Source organism: Paracoccus sp. Z118 (genome assembly GCF_019061185.1).
Taxonomy (GTDB): Bacteria; Pseudomonadota; Alphaproteobacteria; order Rhodobacterales; family Rhodobacteraceae; genus Paracoccus.
Window position 1 is genome coordinate 1 of record NZ_JAHQZU010000011.1, and the last position, 18,780, is coordinate 18,780.

20 protein-coding genes and 1 tRNA gene are annotated in these 18,780 nt (G+C 66.4%); 11 read left to right on the plus strand and 10 right to left on the minus strand.

Features of this window, described 5'->3' with window-relative positions; all coding sequences use genetic code 11:
- Positions 1-599 (plus strand): hypothetical protein (locus KTN05_RS10660; protein ID WP_217329390.1); only part of this gene is annotated, 599 nt, incomplete at its 5' end.
- A gap of 53 nt (positions 600-652) precedes the next feature.
- On the opposite strand, the gene KTN05_RS10665 is transcribed toward KTN05_RS10660, so the two are convergent.
- The 3 genes from KTN05_RS10665 to KTN05_RS10675 form a co-directional block, all read right to left on the minus strand.
- Positions 653-1,162 carry a hypothetical protein gene (locus tag KTN05_RS10665; RefSeq protein ID WP_217329391.1) on the minus strand — a complete coding sequence of 170 codons (510 nt, stop codon included), beginning with the start codon at positions 1,160-1,162 and terminating at the stop codon, positions 653-655.
- 424 nt (positions 1,163-1,586) lie between these two features.
- A complete protein-coding gene (locus KTN05_RS10670; RefSeq protein ID WP_217329392.1) occupies positions 1,587-3,257 on the minus strand; it encodes a site-specific integrase in 1,671 nt (556 codons plus the stop codon).
- 10 nt (positions 3,258-3,267) lie between these two features.
- Positions 3,268-3,342: transfer RNA gene (locus tag KTN05_RS10675), tRNA-Thr, on the minus strand.
- A gap of 235 nt (positions 3,343-3,577) precedes the next feature.
- On the opposite strand from KTN05_RS10675, the gene KTN05_RS10680 reads away from it, so the two are divergent.
- The 8 genes from KTN05_RS10680 to modC all read left to right on the plus strand — a co-directional run bounded on the left by KTN05_RS10680 (position 3,578) and on the right by modC (position 11,207).
- Positions 3,578-4,384: a hypothetical protein gene (locus KTN05_RS10680; protein WP_217329393.1), complete on the plus strand. Its 807-nt coding sequence runs from the start codon at positions 3,578-3,580 to the stop codon at positions 4,382-4,384.
- Entirely contained in the window at positions 4,384-4,770 is a 387-nt protein-coding gene (locus KTN05_RS10685; RefSeq protein ID WP_217329394.1) for a cell division protein ZapA, read from the plus strand. Before KTN05_RS10680 ends, KTN05_RS10685 begins: the two co-directional genes overlap by 1 nt.
- A 75-nt stretch (positions 4,771-4,845) precedes the next feature.
- Positions 4,846-5,784: a Ku protein gene (locus KTN05_RS10690; protein ID WP_217329395.1), complete on the plus strand. Its 939-nt coding sequence runs from the start codon at positions 4,846-4,848 to the stop codon at positions 5,782-5,784.
- Positions 5,785-8,199, plus strand: coding sequence for a DNA ligase D (gene ligD / locus KTN05_RS10695; protein ID WP_217329396.1), 2,415 nt, complete (start codon positions 5,785-5,787; stop codon positions 8,197-8,199).
- A complete protein-coding gene (locus KTN05_RS10700) occupies positions 8,196-8,564 on the plus strand; it encodes a winged helix-turn-helix domain-containing protein (protein ID WP_217329397.1) in 369 nt (122 codons plus the stop codon). Before ligD ends, KTN05_RS10700 begins: the two co-directional genes overlap by 4 nt.
- A 61-nt stretch (positions 8,565-8,625) precedes the next feature.
- Positions 8,626-9,393 carry a molybdate ABC transporter substrate-binding protein gene (gene modA / locus KTN05_RS10705; RefSeq protein WP_217329398.1) on the plus strand — a complete coding sequence of 256 codons (768 nt, stop codon included), beginning with the start codon at positions 8,626-8,628 and terminating at the stop codon, positions 9,391-9,393.
- Positions 9,394-9,399: 6 nt separating this feature from the next.
- Entirely contained in the window at positions 9,400-10,110 is a 711-nt protein-coding gene (modB, locus tag KTN05_RS10710) for a molybdate ABC transporter permease subunit (protein WP_217329399.1), read from the plus strand.
- Positions 10,068-11,207 carry a molybdenum ABC transporter ATP-binding protein gene (gene modC / locus KTN05_RS10715; RefSeq protein ID WP_254368133.1) on the plus strand — a complete coding sequence of 380 codons (1,140 nt, stop codon included), beginning with the start codon at positions 10,068-10,070 and terminating at the stop codon, positions 11,205-11,207. Before modB ends, modC begins: the two co-directional genes overlap by 43 nt.
- 27 nt (positions 11,208-11,234) lie before the next feature.
- On the opposite strand, the gene scpA is transcribed toward modC, so the two are convergent.
- A complete protein-coding gene (gene scpA / locus KTN05_RS10720) occupies positions 11,235-13,376 on the minus strand; it encodes a methylmalonyl-CoA mutase (protein ID WP_217329400.1) in 2,142 nt (713 codons plus the stop codon).
- A gap of 142 nt (positions 13,377-13,518) precedes the next feature.
- Between scpA and KTN05_RS10725 the strand changes: the two genes are divergently transcribed.
- Positions 13,519-13,953, plus strand: coding sequence for a DUF4174 domain-containing protein (locus tag KTN05_RS10725; RefSeq protein ID WP_371823336.1), 435 nt, complete (start codon positions 13,519-13,521; stop codon positions 13,951-13,953).
- A 95-nt stretch (positions 13,954-14,048) separates the two neighbouring features.
- Here the strand turns inward: KTN05_RS10725 and KTN05_RS10730 are convergent, their stop codons facing one another.
- Entirely contained in the window at positions 14,049-14,639 is a 591-nt protein-coding gene (locus tag KTN05_RS10730; protein ID WP_217329401.1) for a hypothetical protein, read from the minus strand.
- A gap of 87 nt (positions 14,640-14,726) precedes the next feature.
- Between KTN05_RS10730 and KTN05_RS10735 the strand changes: the two genes are divergently transcribed.
- Positions 14,727-15,044: a DUF4174 domain-containing protein gene (locus KTN05_RS10735; protein ID WP_217329402.1), complete on the plus strand. Its 318-nt coding sequence runs from the start codon at positions 14,727-14,729 to the stop codon at positions 15,042-15,044.
- A 51-nt stretch (positions 15,045-15,095) separates the two neighbouring features.
- Here the strand turns inward: KTN05_RS10735 and KTN05_RS10740 are convergent, their stop codons facing one another.
- The 5 genes from KTN05_RS10740 to KTN05_RS18455 form a co-directional block, all read right to left on the minus strand.
- Positions 15,096-17,153: an acetyl/propionyl/methylcrotonyl-CoA carboxylase subunit alpha gene (locus KTN05_RS10740; protein WP_217329403.1), complete on the minus strand. Its 2,058-nt coding sequence runs from the start codon at positions 17,151-17,153 to the stop codon at positions 15,096-15,098.
- A gap of 111 nt (positions 17,154-17,264) precedes the next feature.
- Positions 17,265-17,486, minus strand: a complete 222-nt coding sequence (locus tag KTN05_RS10745) for a hypothetical protein (protein WP_217329404.1) — start codon at positions 17,484-17,486, stop codon at positions 17,265-17,267.
- 108 nt (positions 17,487-17,594) lie between these two features.
- Positions 17,595-17,834 carry a hypothetical protein gene (locus tag KTN05_RS10750; RefSeq protein WP_217329405.1) on the minus strand — a complete coding sequence of 80 codons (240 nt, stop codon included), beginning with the start codon at positions 17,832-17,834 and terminating at the stop codon, positions 17,595-17,597.
- 208 nt (positions 17,835-18,042) lie between these two features.
- Positions 18,043-18,471, minus strand: coding sequence for a hypothetical protein (locus tag KTN05_RS10755; RefSeq protein WP_217329406.1), 429 nt, complete (start codon positions 18,469-18,471; stop codon positions 18,043-18,045).
- Positions 18,472-18,552: 81 nt separating this feature from the next.
- A complete protein-coding gene (locus KTN05_RS18455) occupies positions 18,553-18,684 on the minus strand; it encodes a hypothetical protein (protein ID WP_256449504.1) in 132 nt (43 codons plus the stop codon).
- Positions 18,685-18,780 lie beyond the last annotated feature (96 nt).

Sequence of the window (18,780 nt, forward strand, 5' to 3'; positions counted from 1 at the left end):
TATCTCCAAAACCAACTCCTTCGCGCCATGCCCACCCGCGGAGAATGGACCGATCAGATCAGCAGCGGCAGGAGGAGAGCGCCGTGGCGCTTACAGATGAAGTTGTGCTTCTATTTGATCAACTGTGCGGCGCTCGTCTGCATGAGCACTCTCGCATGGGAAGGATAATTGGCGCAACCTCCTCATTCAACGTGAAGATAGATTTGGCCACTGAAGCAGCAGAGTCGTTCTTGGAAAATGAGCGGCAGAGAGCAGCTGTTATTGGCTGGATACGGCTCTGTAAGAAAGCAGCGGAGATCAGGAACAAGATCGCCCATGGCACGCCGACAAACCTACATCATGTTTCAGATGGCACAAGTAGACAGGGCTTTTTCCTTGCGCCGTCCATCTATGATACAAAGAAGAATCAGTTTCTCAGGACTGGTGAGTTTGGCGGCGACTCTCGGTATTGCTGGAATTCCTACCAGCTTCATGATTACGTGAGAGCATTTTTCATCCTCCGCTCAATGCTGCAGACCTTGCGAGAGGAACTGGCAGGCGCGAGCGAAGAACCCATGCCTCAAGTTCTTGACCCTGATGCCATGATCCGACGCAGGTAGGGCGATTACGTCATGGCCAGCTTAGCAGATCAGCTTTTTATGTCATTAATAATTCAGTTATTTTCGCCTGAGGCAAGATCGTTATGATCCGCTTTAATTTGGGCTGCCACTTCCTTAAGATTTAGTGTTTCTGAAAAGAATCGATCAAACGATCTATTAAGTTCGTTTACCCACCTTTCACTAGCCGGAGCGGTGATAAAATCCATCAGCTTGGGACTGAGGGGCTCCTCTTGAAAATGAAAGACCGCGTTTCTAAATCGACGAAAAGAACCAATCATATCATCGCTGGCAAGTAGCTCATCTATCTTTTTATCAGTCAGCTTTAGCTCTCTATATCCTTCGACGACAACCCAAAGCAGCCCATACCAGACACTCAGAACATGCATAGCAGAAATTGTTTGCGCCAACGCATTCAGATCATCCGTCATTCCTGATTCTACTTTGGGCCCGAGCCGCAGAGATCGTCGCAGATGGTAGTTAATGCTGTCTGCCTTTATCCAGTGATTATGGAGCACAGCCACTCCTAGAGAGCTGGCGCGTGGTGCATCAGTATTCTGCGTCATTGATTTTTCCATCAGCGTAGCTTGGGATAATATTATATTTTTTTCTTCCAGACAAGCGCCGCCCCCAAACACTATTGCCTAGCTAATGCCAGTTCTTTTGCGCTGACCGAGCAGGAATTGATGGTAGCTATCGACGAAGTCGCGAAGGGTCAGCCCTCCACCAATCCCAGGTCCGAGGATCGAGCTCGGGGGCTGCTAACTTCAAGAGAAACAAATGGCTTCGTGTGGGCACATGAAGGGTGCTGGGCTGGTCGGTCTCAGCTGTGACAGCGTTTGCTTCCCGTGATTGGGCAGGCCGTCATCATTTCTATCGGTCGGGGCCACCGGGGGAAGGTGCCCGTTTCCTCTATCTGATGTGGGCTTGCGAATTCGTGGCGGAAACATCCGGGGTGCATTGCAGGGATTGAGAACAAGCGCCCCAAAGTCATTTCGGCCACTCATACCGGGGCAGCTTGCAGATTTCCCGATACTTGGCGTTCACCTTCCGGTCACCGTAGCGCTCCGCTGCCCTCGGGTTCGCATGGCCTTGCAGGGCATCGGCCCACTCCTGTGCGATGTCGTGATCGTGGCAAAGCGTCTTGAACCTGTGCCGCCATGCGTGGTTCGGCTGCAAGTCCTCGTCGGAAACCTTCGCGTGTTCCTTGACCCACGTTCCAAGTCGTCCGCTGATACCTTGGGGGCCTGTGCCTGGCGCGTAGAAGATGGGGCCGGTGGGCAGGCCCTCGACCATTTCAAGCAGTCCTTCTTGGACAAGCTGGGGATGAAGGGGCACGGTGCGGAACTGCTTTGTCTTGACCGATCCGGCCTCAGGTGTGATCCGGATGCATGGGACGCCTTCAATGGTCTGGAAGTCCTCCCGTCTCAACTGGACGATCTCCGTCACCCTCGCCCCGGAATGGGCACATACCCATGGCACCCAGCGGATAGCCCGCTTGGTGTGGTCGGCCATCTTGTCCGAAATGCCTACACCCGCCTTGGCTGCTGCCAGAACCTGCTTGGCCTCTTGGTCGGAATAGCCCTTCTCCCGGTTCACCACGCGCTTGGCGGTCTCTATCACAATGCCCTCGGTCGGGTCGCTTAGGCCCATGGCGCGGGATTTGGCATAGCTGAACATGCGTTTGACTGCCGCCAGATACTTTTGCCCTATGGTCTTGCTGTTCAGCCCCCGCCCATCCCGCAGGTGGTCGGTCCATTTCACGATGGCCTCCGGGGTTATGTCCCCGATCCGGTCATGCTCGATGAAAGCGATCAGGTCATTCACCTTCTGCCGGAAGTCCCGAATGGTGCTGGCTGTAACGCCCTTGGTCTTGGCGTCCTTCTCCCACGCCTCGAACAGCCCTGTCAGGGTCGGCCCCGTGGCCTTGTCTGCGCTGGGCTTCTTGCTGGACTTGGTGCTGTCGCTGGTCGCCCCATTCTCGAAGGTCGGGAAACGGTCTGCCCGCAGATCGGGCCTGTAATCGCCGCCACCCCTGCGCTGCTGATACTTCCCGTGCTGTACAAGTGCCTCGTGCATCGCTGTGAGCAGGGCCGTGCGTGAAACCACGTCGATGTTCAGGCCACGGGATTGAAGGATGTGATCGGCTGACCTTCCGTGCAGCCCTTCCCGGCCCTCTGCCGTCTCGCCCAAATCATGAAGGGCAGACAGTTGATTTTCCCAGTCATCAGGATCGCCGGGGTTCTCGTGGGTATCACTGCACAGGTCGCGGTAGTATTCCCCTGCAAGGGCTTCCGTCTGCCTTTGGGTAAGCCGCACAGGTCCATCTTCGGCTGCTTGCTGGATCAGCCGCAGATGCTCTTGCAGGGCTGCTGTAGCCTCCCTGAAGCGTTCCTTTGCCGTGGCAATGTCCTTGGTCCGCAAGGATGCCTTGGCCCAAGCCCCCAGCTTAACCGTGGCGGTCAGGCCATTGAAGCTGAGCGTCACGACCCGGCCCTTCGCCTTGGTGACGAGTGCAGCCGGTACGCGTTCTCGCAGGTAGAACACGCCAGTGTCGGGATGCTTCCAAGGAGTCGCCATTCGTAAGCCCATGTGTACCCGCCCTGTGTACCAGTAAGGCAGGCCACAACCCTGATAAATCAGGAAGTTCTTGAAGATCAACGGGGAATCATGGTGCTGTGAGAGAGGATTGAACTCTCGACCTCTCCCTTACCAAGGGAGTGCTCTACCACTGAGCTACCACAGCGCCGGCCGGGCCGCTGGCCCGTGTGGGGGGCGATGTAGACAAAGGCGCAACGGGGCGCAAGGGGGAATTGGGCGCTTGCGGCGAAAGCTTTCGTTGTCCCGGCAGGGACTGCCGCCCCGGCGGGGTGCGGGCCGCGGATCGCGCCTTCATTCCCGCCCGAAAGCCGGGCTGCCGCAACAGCTTGCCAGGCTGCGCCGCCGGTGTCACAAACGGGCTGGACAACCGGGGACTGCGCATGAGCGACCTTTCGACCAGCGAACGCCGCCTGATTTCGGCTCTGGACCGGCTGGATTTCACCGTCGAGCGGGCAGGGGATGACCTGCAGCGGCTGCGGAGCCGTCCGGCGCCTGCCGCCCCGACCGTGACGACGGCGGGCGCTCAAGCGAGCCTTGCCGCGATGCAGGCCGAGAACCGCAAGCTTTCCGACGATCTTGCGGCGCTGCACGACCGGCAGGCGGCGACGCTCGACGCCATGCGGGCGCGGCTGGCCGAGACGCAGGAGCGGCTGGCGGGCGCGGGCGAACATGCGGCGCGGCTCGCGGCGGCCAATGACGGGCTCACGGCGGCCAACCGGGCGCTGATGGATGCCGCCGGCGACTGGCCGGGCAAGGGCGAGGCCGCCTTCCGCGCCGCGCTTGAGGCGGAGGTGGAATCGCTCCGCGGGGCGCGGGCGGCCGAGATCGCGCAGATGGGCGAGATCCTCGACGCGCTGGACCGGATGCTCGGCACACCCGCGCCGAAGCCGCGCAAGCCCGTCCGGGAAGGCGCGCAAGCGGCCGTCCCGGCGGCTGCTGCTGCCCGCGACGGCGCGGAGGGTGCGGCGGCGACCGATGCCCCCAGCCTCGCCACCGCCACGGAAGTTTCCGAGCCCGATGCCGTGATCGGCGACGCTGATCCCGCAGAAAAGGCCGGGGACCACGAGCTGACCGTCGAGCGCGAGGACATTCCCGATGACGACGTCTCGCTGTTCGGCGGGGTCTATGACGACGACGACGGCGACCCGGAGACGCAAGACGACGACCTGGAAGGAGAGCTGCGCTGATGCCCAATGTTGATTTCAGGATCGGCCACAAGGAATACACCCTCTCCTGCCAGGAGGGCGAGGAAAAGCTGCTGCGCCGCGCCGCCGGGATGCTGGATGCAGAAGCGCGGCAGATCCTCGATCAGACCGGCCGGATGCCCGAGCCGCGGCTGCTGCTGCTCGCGGGGCTGATGCTGGCCGACCGCACCTCTGCGCTGGAGGACCGGGCGGCGAGCGCCGAACGAGAGCTGGCGCGGCTGAAGTCCAACCCGCCGCGGGTCGAGGTCCCGGTGATCCCGGTCGAGATCGGCGAGGTCATGGCCGAGCTTGCCGCCCGCGCCGAGTCGCTGGCCGACAAGGCCGAGGAACTGCTTCAGGACGACGAAGCCACCGGAACCGCCCGTTAACACGCAGATTTCCTGCCCCGTCCCGCAACCCCGGCCCGTTCCCGCGCGTTCCCTGCCCAGCAGGGGGATAATGCGATGGCGTCTCGGGCGATCTGGAAAGGGCAGTTGCGGCTGTCGCTGGTGGCGATACCGGTCGAAATTCACAGCGCGACCAAGACCGCGCGCCGCGTCAGCTTCCGCCAGATCCACGGCCCCTCGGGCAAGCCGGTCCGCTATGAAAAGACCGTCGCCGGGATCGGGCCGGTGGACAAGGACGAGATCATGAAGGGCTATGCCCTTGGTGACAACGAATACCTGCTGATCGAGCCGGAAGAGATCGAGGCGATCAAGCTGGAGACTAAGAAGACCTTCGAACTGGTGCAGTTCGTCGGTCAGGACGAGATCTCCCCGCTCTATTACGACCAGCCCTATTACATCGTGCCCACGGATGAGCTGGCCGAGGATGCTTACCGCGTGCTGCGCGATGCGATGCGGCAATCGGGCAAGGTCGGGCTGGGGCAACTGACGATCTATGGCAGCGAGAAGCTGTGCGCCGTGCGCCCCTGCGGCGACGGGCTGCTGATGGAGACGCTGTTCTACGCCGACGAGATCAAGGACGCCGAGCCGCTGTTCGCGTCCATCGAGGACGAGGAGGCCGACGAGGACCTGCTGGCCGTCGCCGAGCAACTGATCGAGAAGAAGACCGCCCCCTTCGACGCTGCCGTCTTCACCGACCACTACGACAAGGCCTTGCGCTCGCTGATCGAGGACAAGCGCAAGGGCCGCGCGCCCCGCGTGACGACCGAGGGCGAGTCGCGCCCGTCCGGCGACAACGTGGTGGACCTGATGCAGGCGCTGCGGGAAAGCCTCAAAGCCTCGGGCGGCGGGGGCAAGACCGCGGCGAAGGCGACGAAATCCCGCTCCGGCACGCGCAAGACCGCCGCCAAGGCCGAGGAGGGGGAGGAGCCCGCGGAAAAGCCCGCACCGAAGCGCGGCACGGCGAGCCGTCGCGGGACGACCCGCAAGGCGGGCTGATTGGCGCGGCTCGACACCTACCGCGCCAAGCGCGACCCCGGCCGCACCGCCGAGCCGTTCGACGCGGGCACCCCCTCGGCCGGGGCGCTGCGCTATTCGATGCAGAACCACGACGCGACGCGGCTGCACTGGGATCTGCGGCTGGAATGGGATGGCGTGCTGCTGAGCTGGGCCGTAACGCGCGGCCCGTCCTTCGATCCGGCGGACAAGCGCCTCGCCGTCAGGACCGAGGATCACCCGCTGCCCTATCTGACCTTCGAGGGCACGATCCCCAGGGGCGAATACGGCGCGGGCACGGTGATGCTGTGGGATATCGGCGCGTGGCGGCCCGATGCGGATGTGGAGCATGGGCTATCCAAGGGCCATCTGCGCTTGCAGCTTTACGGGCGACGGCTGACCGGCGCGTGGGATCTGGTGCGGATCAAGGGCAAGCCGGGCGAAAAGCGCGAGAACTGGCTGCTCATCAAGCAGGAAGATGGCGCGGCCCATCAGCCGGATCCCGTGGAACGTTACCGCACCAGCATTTCCACCAACCGGGATTTCGCGGCGATCGCCTCGGATGGCCCGCCCGTGCCGTTCGGCCCGGATCGCCTGGCGCGGCCGAAGCCGGTGGAACCGATGCTCGCGAAGCTCGTGGACGGCCCGCCGGTGGGCGAAGGCTGGCAGCACGAGATCAAGATCGACGGCTATCGCGGCCTCGTCGAGATCGGCAAGGGCGGCGCGATCATCCGCACCCGCAACGGGCTGGACTGGTCGGACCGCTTCGCCCCGCTGCTGCCCGCCTTCGAGGAGCTGCCCGTCCGCTCCGCCCTGATCGACGGAGAGATCACCGCAGGCGCAGGGCAGGTGGGGTTCACGGCGCTTCAGCAGGCGATCAAGGCGGGCGGGCCCTTCGCCTTCGTCGCCTTCGATCTGCTGCATCTGGACGGCACGGATCTGAAGCGCCAGCCGCTGAAGGACCGGCAGGCGGCGCTCGCGAAGCTGCTGGCCGATGTCCCTCCGATGGGGCTGATCGAGCAGTCGCTGGCCGTTCAGGGCGACGGGCTCGCTGCGCTTCAGGCGATCTGCGATGCGCGGGGCGAGGGGATCGTGTCCAAGCGGATCGATTCGCATTACCGTTCCGGGCGCGGGGACAGCTGGCGCAAGGCCAAGTGCGAAAAGCGCGACGACTACCTGATCGTCGGCTGGCTGCCCTCGGACTCGCCGGGGCGGCCCTTTTCCTCGCTGCTGCTGGCCGACCGTGCCGAGGATGGTACGCTGTTCTATCGCGGCAAGGTGGGGACCGGATTCGATGCCTCGGCGCTGGACGAGGTGGCGGCCGCGCTCGCCCCCCACGCACGCCCCAAACCCGCGCTGGAGGTGCCCAAGCCCGAGGCGCGCGGCGCGAAATGGGTCGAGCCGGTGGTCAGCGCCGAGATCCGCTATGCCGACATCACTGGCGACGGGCGGCTGCGTCATGCAAGCTTTCAGGGATTGCGCGAGGACAAGATGCCGGAACCTGCCCGAAAACCCACCCCGGTCGTCCGCGTGGCCCCAAGCAAGGGCGACACGCTGCGCATCGCCGGTATCGCCATCTCGAACCCCGCGCGGCTGGTCTATCCGAAGAACAAGGTGAGCAAGGCCGACGTCGCCGCCTATTACGAGGCCGCCGCGCCGTTGATGCTGCCGCATGTGAAGGATCGCCCGCTCTCGCTGGTGCGGCTGCCAGAGGGGCTGGAGGGCGAGTCATTCTTTCAGAAACACGCGGGCAAGGGCTTTCCGGCTCAGATCCGGCAGACCGAGATCGAGGGCGAGGACGAGCCCGCGCTTTATATCCGCGATGCCGCCGGGCTGGTCGCCGGGGCGCAGATGGGCGTGATCGAATACCACATGCGCGGCGTCCACCGCGACCGGCCCGACCGCCCCGACCGGCTGGTCTTCGATCTCGACCCCGACGAGGGGCTGGGCTGGGCCGAGGTGAAGCGGGCGGCGTTCGATCTGCGCGACCGGCTGGAGACTCTGGGCCTTCCGAGTTGGGCGATGGTGACGGGGGGCAAGGGCGTCCACATCGTCTGCGACATCAAGCGCACCGTGCCGTGGGAAACCGCGACGCTGTTCGCCCGGACCCTGACCACCGTGCTGGCCGACGAGGAGCCCGAGCGGTTCGTCGCCGTCATGTCCAAGGCAAAGCGGCGCGGCCGGATCTTCATAGACTGGCTGAGGAATCAGCCGCAATCGACTGCCGTATCTCCGTTTTCCCTGCGCGCGCGTCCGGGCGCCACGGTCGCGGTGCCGGTGTCGTGGGACGTGCTGGAAGGGTTGAAATCGGCGGGCGCGTTCGACATCCGCTCGGCCCTGGATCGGGCGGAGGAGGTTGCGCCCGACTACCCGGACCCCGTTCCGCTCACCCCCGCGATCCGGGCGCTGACCGCATGAGCGATCCGCTGCTCTCGCGCCGCCCGCTGCGGCTGCGGCTCTATCTCGATGACAAGCGCTGGATGGGGCCGGGCAAGGCCGACCTGCTGGCGCTGATCGCCGCAACCGGCTCGATCTCGGCCGCTGGGCGGCGCATGGGGATGAGCTACAAGCGCGCCTGGACGCTGGTCGAGGCCCTGAACGCCATGTTCCGCGAGCCGCTGGTGGAAAGCGCGCGGGGCGGGGCGCAGGGCGGCGGCGCGGCGCTGACGCCGCTGGGGCAGGAGGTGCTGGCCCGGTTCCGCGCCATTCAGGACGCGGCGGAGCGGGCCGGTGCGGGTGATATCGCGGCGCTTGCCGCTGCCGATATGTCCGAACGGAAATAGCGCTTGCCGCAGAAGGCGCGGTCTGTCTAACTGCCTGCGACCGCCACTCCAGAGGTTCCCGATGCGCCTTCCCGCCGCCGCCCTGACGGCCGCCATCCTCGCCGCAACGCCGGCCGCCGCCGGGGAGATCACGATTTTCGCCGCCGCCAGCCTCCAGACCGCGCTGGACGCGATCGTCGCGGACTGGCAGGCGGGCACGGGCAACACTGCCGTGGTGTCCTATGCCGGCAGCCCGCAACTCGCCCGCCAGATCGAGCAGGGCGCCCCCGCCGACATCTTCATCTCCGCTTCGGTCGAGTGGATGGACAGGCTGGAAGAGAGTGCCGCGATCGATCCGGCGACCCGGCTGGACCTGCTGGGCAACAGGCTGGTGCTGGTCGCGCCGGGCGAGGGCGCGGGCGAGGCTGGGGAAATCGGCCCTGATCATGACTTCGGCAGCGGCCTGAACGGCGGCAAGCTGGCGATCGCGCTGGTCGATTCCGTGCCGGCGGGCGTCTATGGCAAGCAGGCGCTGACCTCGCTGGACCTGTGGGACGATGTGGAGGGTGATGTCGCGCAGGCCGACAACGTCCGCGCGGCGTTGGCGCTGGTCGCCGCGCAGGAAGCGCCGCTCGGGATCGTTTACGCCACCGACGCCAAAGCCGAGCCGGGCGTCCATGTCGTCGGCGTCTTTCCGGGTGGCAGCCACGACCCGATCACCTATCCCGCCGCCCTCGTCGCAGACTCGGAAAGCGCCGCCGCCCGCGAGTTTCTGGACCTGCTGCAAGGCGAGGCGGCGACCGCCATCTTCGCCGCCGAAGGCTTCAGCCAGCCGCCAGCACGGCAATGACGGGCATTGCTTGAAGCGGCGGCAGACTGGCTGGGGCCGAACGGGGCGACGGCGCTTGCGCTGTCGCTGAAGGTGTCGTTCTGGGCGACCTTGTGCAGCCTGCCGCCGGGCATCCTCTGCGCGGTCGCGCTCGCGCGCGGACGGTTTCCGGGGCGGGGGCTGCTGAACGGGCTGGTTCACATGCCGCTGATCCTGCCGCCGGTGGTGACGGGCTACCTGCTGCTCATCATCTTCGGGCGGCGCGGCTGGGCCGGGGCGTGGCTGGAGGAAAACCTCGGCATCGTCTTCGCCTTCGACTGGACCGGCGCGGCGCTGGCGGCCGCCGTCATGGGGTTTCCGCTGATGGTCCGGGCGATCCGGCTGGCGGTCGAGGCGGTGGACCCGCGGCTGGAAGCGGCGGCGGCGACGCTGGGCGCCTCGCGGCTGGCGGTCTTCGCCACGGTCACGCTGCCGCTGATCCTGCCCGGCATCATCGCGGGCGCGGTGCTGGCCTTCGCCAAGGCGATGGGAGAGTTCGGCGCGACGATCACCTTCGTCTCGAACATCCCCGGCCAGACCCAGACCCTGCCCACGGCCATCTATACCGCTCTTCAGGTGCCGGGGCGCGAGGGGGCGGTGGCGCGGCTCGTCCTCGTGTCCTTCGCCGTCGCCATGCTGGCGCTCGCGCTGTCGGAATGGCTGTCGCGGCTAGTCGCGCGCCGGATCGCGGGGCGCTGATGCTGTCGGTCTCGCTGCGGCACGGCTTTCCCGGCTTCACGCTCGATGCCGCGTTCGAGGCGCCGGGCGGCGTCACGGCGCTGTTCGGACGCTCTGGGTCGGGCAAGACGACGATCGTCAACGCCGTCGCCGGGCTGCTCAGGCCCGACCGGGGTCGGATCGTTATCGGGGGGCGGGTGCTGATGGACAGCGCCACGGGCGCGTTCCTGCCGCCCCACAAGCGCCGGATCGGCTATGTCTTTCAGGAGGCGCGGCTGTTCCCGCATCTGACGGTGCGGCAGAACCTGACCTACGGCGCCCGTTTCGCGCCGCGCGGCGCGCAGGGCCCGACGCTGGACCATGTCGTCGATCTGCTTGGCATCGGCAGGCTGCTCGACCGCCGCCCGGCGCTGCTGTCCGGCGGCGAGAAGGCCCGCGTCGCCATCGGCCGGGCGCTGCTGTCGCGGCCCGAACTGCTGATCCTCGACGAGCCGCTGGCGGCGCTCGACGACCGCCGCCGCGCGGCGATCCTGCCCTATCTGGAGCGGTTGCAGGGCGAGACGGCGATCCCGATCCTCTATATCAGCCACGTCATCGCCGAGGTCGCGCGGCTCGCCAACACGCTGGTCCTGATCGACGCGGGCCGCGTCACCCGCACCGGACCGCTGGAGGACCTGCTGTCCGATCCCGCCACCGCCGCGCTGCTGGACAGCGACGAGGTGGGCGCGGTCCTGCCGGGCCGCGTCGCGGGCCATGAGGGCGACGGGCTGACGCGCATCGCCTCACCGGCGGGCGACCTGCTGGTGCCGGGTCTTGCCGCGCCCGTCGGCTACCCGGTGCGGGTGCGCATCCGCGCGGCGGAGGTGATCGTCTCGCTGGTGCCGCCGCAGGACAGCTCGGCCCTGAACGTGCTGCCAGCGACCGTTTCCCGGATCGAGGGCGATGGGCCGATGGTGCTGGTGCAGCTGCGCCTGCCGGGCGGGGCGGCGCTGCTGGCGCGGATCACCCGCCGCTCGGTCGCGGCGCTGGGGCTTGCGCCGGGAACGGCCTGCCACGCCACGATCAAGAGCGCGGGGCTGGTTCAGGGCGGCACAGAAGGGCAGGGCGAGAGCCCCTGACGCCGGATGCGGCCGCATCCGGCCTTCTTACGCCGCGCGGTGGGACCGCACGATGCCGAGGATCTCTCGCGCCGCCACGGGGATGTTGGTTCCCGGCCCGAAGATCGCGGCCACCCCGGCCTGCTTCAGGAAATCGTAATCCTGCTGCGGGATCACGCCGCCGCAGATCACGATGATGTCCCCGGCGCCGCGCGTCTTCAGCGCCTCGATCAGTTGCGGAGCCAGCGTCTTGTGCCCGGCCGCCTGCGACGAAATGCCGACCACATGAACGTCGTTGTCCACGGCGTCCTGCGCGGCCTCGTCCGGGGTCTGGAACAGCGGCCCCACGTCCACGTCGAAGCCGATATCGGCGAAGGCCGTGGCGATCACCTTGGCGCCGCGATCATGGCCGTCCTGCCCCATCTTGACGACCAGCATCCGCGGGCGGCGGCCTTCCTCCTCGGCGAAGCTTTCCACGTCCTTCTGGATGCGCGCGAAGTCCTCGTCGCCCTCGTAGGCCGCGCCATAGACGCCGGCCAAGGTCTTCACTTCGGCGCGGTGGCGGCCGAACTCGTCCTCCATCGCCATGCTGATCTCCCCCACGGTTGCACGGGCGCGGGCGGCCTCGACCGCCGCTTCCAGCAGGTTGCCACCCTCGCGGGCGCGGCGCGAGACCTCGGCCAGCGCGGCATCGCAGGCCCCCTGATCGCGGGTGGCGCGGATGCGCTCGAGCCGGGCGATCTGGCTTGCGCGCACCGCCACGTTGTCGATGTCGAGGATGTCGATCGGGTCTTCCTTGTCCTTACGATACTTGTTGACGCCGACGATCACCTCCTCGCTGCGGTCGATCATGGCCTGACGCCGCGCCGCCGTTTCCTCGATCCGCAGCTTGGGCTGTCCGGTCGCGACGGCCTTGGTCATGCCGCCCATTTCCTCGACTTCCTCGATGATCGTCCATGCCTTCTCGGCCAGTTCGGCGGTCAGGCTTTCGACGTAATAGGACCCGGCCAGCGGATCGACGACGTGGGCGATCCCCGTCTCTTCCTGCAGGATCAGCTGCGTGTTCCGGGCGATCCGGGCCGAGAAGTCCGTCGGCAGCGCGATCGCCTCGTCCAGCGCGTTGGTGTGCAGCGACTGCGTGCCGCCAAGGGCCGCGCTCATCGCCTCATAAGCGGTGCGGATCACGTTGTTGTAGGGGTCCTGCTCCTGCAACGACACGCCCGAGGTCTGGCAATGTGTCCGCAGCATCAGCGAGGATTCCTTCTTCGCGCCGAACCCGGACATGATGCGATGCCACAGCAGGCGGGCGGCGCGCAGCTTGGCGGCCTCCATGAAGAAGTTCATGCCGATGGCGAAGAAGAACGACAGCCGCCCGGCGAATTCGTCCACGTCCATGCCGGCGGCCATCGCCGCGCGGACATATTCGCGCCCGTCGGCCAGCGTGTAGGCCAGTTCCTGCACAAGGTTCGCCCCGGCCTCCTGCATGTGATAGCCGGAGATCGAGATCGAGTTGAAGCGCGGCATCTCGCGCGAGGTATAGCCGATGATGTCCGCGATGATCCGCATCGAGGGTTCGGGCGGATAGATATAGGTGTTCCGCACCATGAACTCCTTGAGGATGTCGTTCTGGATGGTGCCGGAAAGCTGGGCGCGGGACACGCCCTGTTCCTCGCCCGCGACGATGAAGTTCGCGAGGATCGGGATGACGGCGCCGTTCATGGTCATCGAGACGCTGACCTTGTCCAGCGGGATGCCGTCAAAGAGGATCTTCATGTCCTCGACCGAGTCGATGGCGACGCCCGCCTTGCCCACGTCGCCTTCCACGCGCGGATGGTCGCTGTCATAGCCGCGATGGGTCGCCAGATCGAAGGCGACCGACACGCCCTGCTGCCCCGCGGCGAGGTTGCGGCGGTAGAAGGCGTTGGATTCCTCGGCCGTGGAAAAGCCCGCATATTGGCGGATGGTCCACGGGCGGCCCGCATACATCGTGGCGCGGGGGCCGCGGGTGAAGGGCGCAAGACCTGGCAGGCTGCCCATGTGGTCCAGCCCCTCAGTGTCCGCCTCGGTATAAAGAGGCTTGACGGGGATACCCTCGAGCGTGTCCCACGTCAGGCTTTCGGGGTCCTTGCCCTTGAGTTCCTTCCGGGCGAGCGCCTGCCACTGGTCGAGCGTGGGTTTGGGGTCGGTCATGGCATAGTCCTTTCAGATGGCGGGCGCATCGCTATATCTGTGCAAACAACGCGAGGCGGCAATGGTAAACAAGCGGTGGGCAATTCTGGCGGCGGCGATAGCGGTCGCCGGCATGGGGGCGGGTACGCCGCCTCCTCCTCCGGTGTCCATTCCGCGCGCCACGGACCCTCCGGCGGTGGTGGCCGAACCCGAACCGGCGCCCGCGCGGCCGCAGCTGGAGATACACGCCGCAGCCGATGTCAGCCCCGAGGAACTGCTGTTCAACGCCCGCCCGGTGATTGTCTTCGCGCCCAGCCCCGACGATCCGGCCTTCGTCACCCAGATCGACCTTCTGCGCCGCGATCCGCAGGCGCTGGCGCAGCGCGACGTGGTGGTGCTGGTCGATGCCGACCCCGCAGCGCAATCGGCATGGCGAAGCAGGCTGCGGCCGGTCAACTTTTCGCTGGTTGTGCTGGACAAGCAGGGCATGGTGATCGAGCGCAAGCCTTTCCCCTGGACCCCGCGCGAGATCGGCCGGGCCATCGACAAGACCCCCGAGGCGCGGTCCGAACGGGTGCGCGCCCCCTCGGACGGCTGAACGGCGGCGTTGAAATCGCCGCGCATCGTGCCTATCTTGCGCTTGCAGGAACAGGAGCCTTGCGATGAGCACCACATCCTACAACCCGCCCCCGATCACCGGCCGGACCGGCCCGCGGCCGGGTTACTGACGGACCGGCGGCGCTTCTGGCGCCCGTCCATGTTGTTGCGGATGGAAACCAGCGCCGTCTGCGCCATTTCCGCGGCCTCCACCTTCATCGAGATGTAATCGCGATACATCGCCGCCGCGCGTTCCGGCCCGATCTTCTGCACGTCCAGCGCCCGCAGATCGTCGATCATCGCGACGATGGCATTCAGCTGGCTGTAATACAGCACCACCGGATCGACCGTATCGCGCGGCAGGACGTGGATATCGCCCACGATGGCGCGGAAGATCGCGTCGTTCCGCTCGGTCGGGATGACCGGGAAATAGCCCGGCTCCGACAGGATGCGTTCGGATATCATGGCGCCGTAATGTCCCACATCGTCGCGCTGCAGCACGGCCAGGTAGGCGCGGATTTCCGCGAACAGTGCGCGCTGCACGTCGCGCACCCGCTCGGCCCGCAGCATCGCATCGCGCCTGCGGCTCTGCCACGCGATGACCAGCCAGCCGAGCGCCACGAACAGCCCCGCGATGACCGCCTGCTGCGCCTGCGGCGACAGGATCTGGTCGAGCGGCGGGTTCATCCTTGCCGCCTTGCGAAGCGGTGGGCTTCCGCGTCAGGATGGGATCGGCAGGGCAATGACCCGCCCGACCAGTCAGGAGTGTCAGACGTGGAACGTATCGTCACCATCCCCGTGGCCGAGGCCGAAAACGACAATCTGCTGGGCCGCGCCCGGCCGATCGTGATCACCGCCCCCGATGAAAGCGACCCGCAGTTCACCGAGCAGCTGCGGATGCTGCAGGCCCATGCCCCCGGTCTGGGCGAGCGCGACATGCCCGTGCTGACCGATTTCGGCAGCGACGCCCCGTTCGAGGTGCGGCTCATCGGCAAGGACGGCACCGAGCGGCGGCGGTTCACCAGCCCCGTTCCGGCCGAGACGCTGTTCGAGATCGTGGACGCCACGCCGGCCCCGAAGACCCGGACGTGACGGCCCCTTCCGCGACGGCGCGGGCCGGCTGCGGAAAGGGCGGGGCTCACCTCACTCGAACTCCATGATGACGTCGTCCACCCTGAGGCTTTCGCCCGGCGCGGCGTTCACGGTCTTGACCACGCCCTTGCGCTCGGCCCGCAGGATGTTCTCCATCTTCATCGCCTCGACGGTGGCGAGCGCCTGACCTTCCTGCACCTCGTCGCCTTCGCCGACATTGATGCGGACGATCAGGCCCGGCATCGGGCACAGCAGGAATTTCGAGGTGTCGGGCGGCAGCTTTTCGGGCATCAGCCGTGCCAGCTCCGCACCGCGGGGACGGCGGACCTGCACCTTCAGGTCGGCCCCGCGCGTGCGCAGGCGATAGCCGGCGGGAATCCGGTCCACCTTCAGCACCAGCGGCTCGCCCCCGACGGTCAGCCGGGCCAGCGACATGCCGGGCTTCCAGTCGGATTCGACGCGCAGATCCTGCCCGCCGATGGCGACGGTCGAGCCCTCGCGGTCGGCGTTGACGCGCACCGGGAACTCGCGCCGGTCGATGGTGACGACCCAGTTCTCGCCCACCCGGCGCTCGTGGTTGTTCAGCCGCCCGGTGATCTGCGTGCGCCGGATTTCCGCCACGCGGTGCATCGCGGCGCTCGCGGCGGCGATGCGCGCCAGTTCCTCGTCGGGCAGGGTCACGCCCTGAAACCCCTCGGGATACTCATCGGCGATGAAGGCGGTCGAGATGTCGCCCGAGACGAAGCGCGGATGGTCCATCACCGCCGACAGGAACGGCAGGTTGTGGCCAATCCCCTCGACCTCGAAACCGTCCAGCGCGCCGCGCATCGCCTCGATCGCCTGCGCGCGATCCGGCGCCCAGGTGCAGAGCTTGGCGATCATCGGGTCATAGAACATGCTGATCTCGCCGCCCTCATAGACGCCGGTGTCGTTGCGCACGGCGACATCGCCCTCCGCGGGCTCGACATCGGGGTTCGACGGGACCCAACGGTCGGCTTCGACCAGCGGCCCGGCGGCGGTTTCCACCGGCGGGCGATAGCGGGTCAGCCGGCCGATCGAGGGCAGGAAGTTGCGATAGGGGTCTTCGGCGTAAAGGCGGCTTTCGATGGCCCAGCCGGTGATCTTGAGGTCATCCTGCGTGAAGGGCAGCTTCTCGCCGCCCGCCACGCGGATCATCTGCTCGACCAGATCGATGCCGGTGATGAGTTCCGTCACCGGATGCTCGACCTGCAAACGCGTGTTCATTTCAAGGAAATAGAAGTTCTTGTTCGCGTCAACGATGAACTCCACCGTGCCGGCGCTGGCATAGCCCACCGCCTTGGCCAGCGCGACCGCCTGCTCGCCCATCGCGCGGCGGGTTTCCGGGTCGAGGAAGGGCGAGGGCGCCTCTTCGATGACCTTCTGGTTCCGGCGCTGGATGGAACATTCGCGTTCATGCAGATAGACGCAGTTGCCGTGCTGGTCGGCGAGCACCTGAATCTCGATATGGCGCGGCTCGGTCACGAACTTCTCGATGAAGATACGGTCGTCGCCGAAGCTGTTCGCCGCTTCGTTTTTCGAGGATTCGAAGCCTTCGCGCGCCTCCTGATCGTTCCAGGCAATCCGCATCCCCTTGCCGCCGCCGCCCGCGCTGGCCTTGATCATCACCGGATAGCCGATCTGGGCGCTGATCCGCGCCGCCTCGTCGGCGTCCGCGACCAGCCCCATGTAACCGGGGACGGTGGATACCCCGGCCTCCTGCGCGAGCTTCTTCGAGGTGATCTTGTCGCCCATCGCCTCGATCGCGGGCGAGGGCGGGCCGACAAAAACCACACCCTCTTTCTCAAGAACGGCTGCGAAGTTCATGTTCTCGCTGAGGAACCCGTAGCCAGGATGAACGGCTTCCGCGCCCGAGCGGCGGACCGCGTCCATGATTTTGTCGATCACGATATAGGACTGGTTCGCCGGGGCTGGACCGATATGGATCGCCTCGTCCGCCATCCTGACGTGCAGCGCATTGCGGTCGGCGTCGGAATAGACGGCGACGGTCGCGATCCCCATCTTCTTCGCGGTCTTGATGACACGACAGGCGATTTCACCGCGGTTGGCGATCAGGATCTTCTTGAACATGGGCTGCCCTGTGGAATGGATACGGAAAGGCCGCCCCGCGCGGATGCGTCGGGGCGGCCATGATGAAGCGTCAGGTCCGGCCGCGCGACGGCGGCGGGAAAGATCAGCTCGTTACTGGCACAGACGGACGTCGTCGCACAGCGCGCCGCCCACGGCGCCGACGGCGGCACCCTTGAGACGGTCGCTTCCGCTTTTGCCGCGCACGTCCTGCACGACATAGCCGGCGCCCGCGCCGATGATGGCCCGGTCAAGGTCGGTCGGCTGGATGTTCTGGGTGCAGCCAGCCATGAGTGCGGCGCCGAGACCGGCGACGAGCAGCAGTTTCTTGGACATTTCGTATCTTTCTCGCAAGTGGACGCGTCGTTCCTGGAACGCTGTCCGGTAGCCAGAGGTTTCCGGTGATGCCGCGCCCGTGAAGGGGGCGCGGCATGAACGAGAGGATTACTGGCAGACGCCCACGTCGTCGCAGAGCGCACCGCCGGCAGCCCCGATGAGCGCACCGGTTGCGACTTTTTCGTCCAGCGCCTTGGCCACGACAGCGCCCGCGAGCGCGCCGCCCGCAGCGCGCTGCGCGTCGGGCGAGAGGCCGGTGCCGCCGTAATAGCCGGTCTGGGCGCAGGCCGAGAGGCCGCCGGCCAGCAGCAGGGCGCCAGCGATGCGGACGAAGGATTTGGTTTGCATTTCAGTCTGCCTGTATTCGGGGCCCGGTTCCGGACCGTTTGGATTAAACACCACGGGAGTATGTCATCTGAACGGGTTAGGTCAAACTGACAAGCCGGTGAGGGGGACGGAATCGGCATAGTCACGCCCATCCGGGCGGCGGCGAAGCCGGCGCCGACGAATCGCTTGACAGGGGTCGGTCGGGACGGCGCGCGCGCGCGTGCGGCGGTCATCTCCGGTCGTCACCGTCGTCGGAATCCTCGTCGTCCCAATCGTCCTCGTCAGCTTCCCACCCGAAGTCGGGCGGTGCGTCCGTGGCGAACAATTCGGGAAACGACGCCTCGGCGCGCTTGAGATCGACCTTCAGCAACTGTTCGTAGCTGGTCGGATCGAACTTGCCCACGGCGACGACCTCGCGCCCCAGCAGCCAGGACAGCCGGCCCGCGTCGAGATTGCCGCGCTGGAACGGCTCGTCCCCGAAATGCTGGATCAGTGCCGCGAGAAAGCCGGCATCGGCGCGGCGGTCGGCGGGCTGGCGGTCGCGATAACGTTCACGCGCGACCAGCTTCGTCGCGCCCTTCTTGGTGTTGGCGCGGCGGATGGTGAACTGGAAATCGCTCGAGGGCAGACGCCCCGGAAATCCGCGATGCTTCAGCATGAGATGCCCCCGGTGACGATGGTTGCCGGGCGCATCGCGGAAGGCGGGCTGGCCTTGCCGGCCGGCCCGCAGGTGTCAGGCTCAGTTGCCGTATTTGCCGGTGTAGACGGGCTCGACGGTGACCGGCTGAACGACGACCGGATCGGGCTGCTGCTGGGCGCAGCCAGCGACGACACCGGCGAGGACCAGGGCGAGGGCGATTTTCTTGGACATGGATGTAAGCTCCTGTAAGGCGAGGGTTTCAGACCCCGACTGCTCGAATTGCGACCCGCGACGTGCGGGGCGTGCCCGATCATACAGAGCCGGCTT

What these genes read in the sequence shown, in the direction of transcription:
- KTN05_RS10680 (WP_217329393.1), top strand. Translation starts at nt 3,578, where the DNA reads ATGAGCGACCTTTCGACCAGCGAACGCCGCCTGATTTCGGCTCTGGAC.
- modC (WP_254368133.1), top strand. Translation starts at nt 10,068, where the DNA reads ATGGCTGTCGCGGCTAGTCGCGCGCCGGATCGCGGGGCGCTGATGCTG.
- KTN05_RS10690 (WP_217329395.1), top strand. Translation starts at nt 4,846, where the DNA reads ATGGCGTCTCGGGCGATCTGGAAAGGGCAGTTGCGGCTGTCGCTGGTG.
- KTN05_RS10750 (WP_217329405.1), bottom strand. Translation starts at nt 17,834, where the DNA reads ATGCAAACCAAATCCTTCGTCCGCATCGCTGGCGCCCTGCTGCTGGCC.
- modA (WP_217329398.1), top strand. Translation starts at nt 8,626, where the DNA reads ATGCGCCTTCCCGCCGCCGCCCTGACGGCCGCCATCCTCGCCGCAACG.
- KTN05_RS10755 (WP_217329406.1), bottom strand. Translation starts at nt 18,471, where the DNA reads ATGCTGAAGCATCGCGGATTTCCGGGGCGTCTGCCCTCGAGCGATTTC.
- KTN05_RS10665 (WP_217329391.1), bottom strand. Translation starts at nt 1,162, where the DNA reads ATGACGCAGAATACTGATGCACCACGCGCCAGCTCTCTAGGAGTGGCT.
- KTN05_RS18455 (WP_256449504.1), bottom strand. Translation starts at nt 18,684, where the DNA reads ATGTCCAAGAAAATCGCCCTCGCCCTGGTCCTCGCCGGTGTCGTCGCT.
- KTN05_RS10740 (WP_217329403.1), bottom strand. Translation starts at nt 17,153, where the DNA reads ATGTTCAAGAAGATCCTGATCGCCAACCGCGGTGAAATCGCCTGTCGT.
- KTN05_RS10730 (WP_217329401.1), bottom strand. Translation starts at nt 14,639, where the DNA reads ATGAACCCGCCGCTCGACCAGATCCTGTCGCCGCAGGCGCAGCAGGCG.
- KTN05_RS10685 (WP_217329394.1), top strand. Translation starts at nt 4,384, where the DNA reads ATGCCCAATGTTGATTTCAGGATCGGCCACAAGGAATACACCCTCTCC.
- KTN05_RS10700 (WP_217329397.1), top strand. Translation starts at nt 8,196, where the DNA reads ATGAGCGATCCGCTGCTCTCGCGCCGCCCGCTGCGGCTGCGGCTCTAT.
- scpA (WP_217329400.1), bottom strand. Translation starts at nt 13,376, where the DNA reads ATGACCGACCCCAAACCCACGCTCGACCAGTGGCAGGCGCTCGCCCGG.
- KTN05_RS10745 (WP_217329404.1), bottom strand. Translation starts at nt 17,486, where the DNA reads ATGTCCAAGAAACTGCTGCTCGTCGCCGGTCTCGGCGCCGCACTCATG.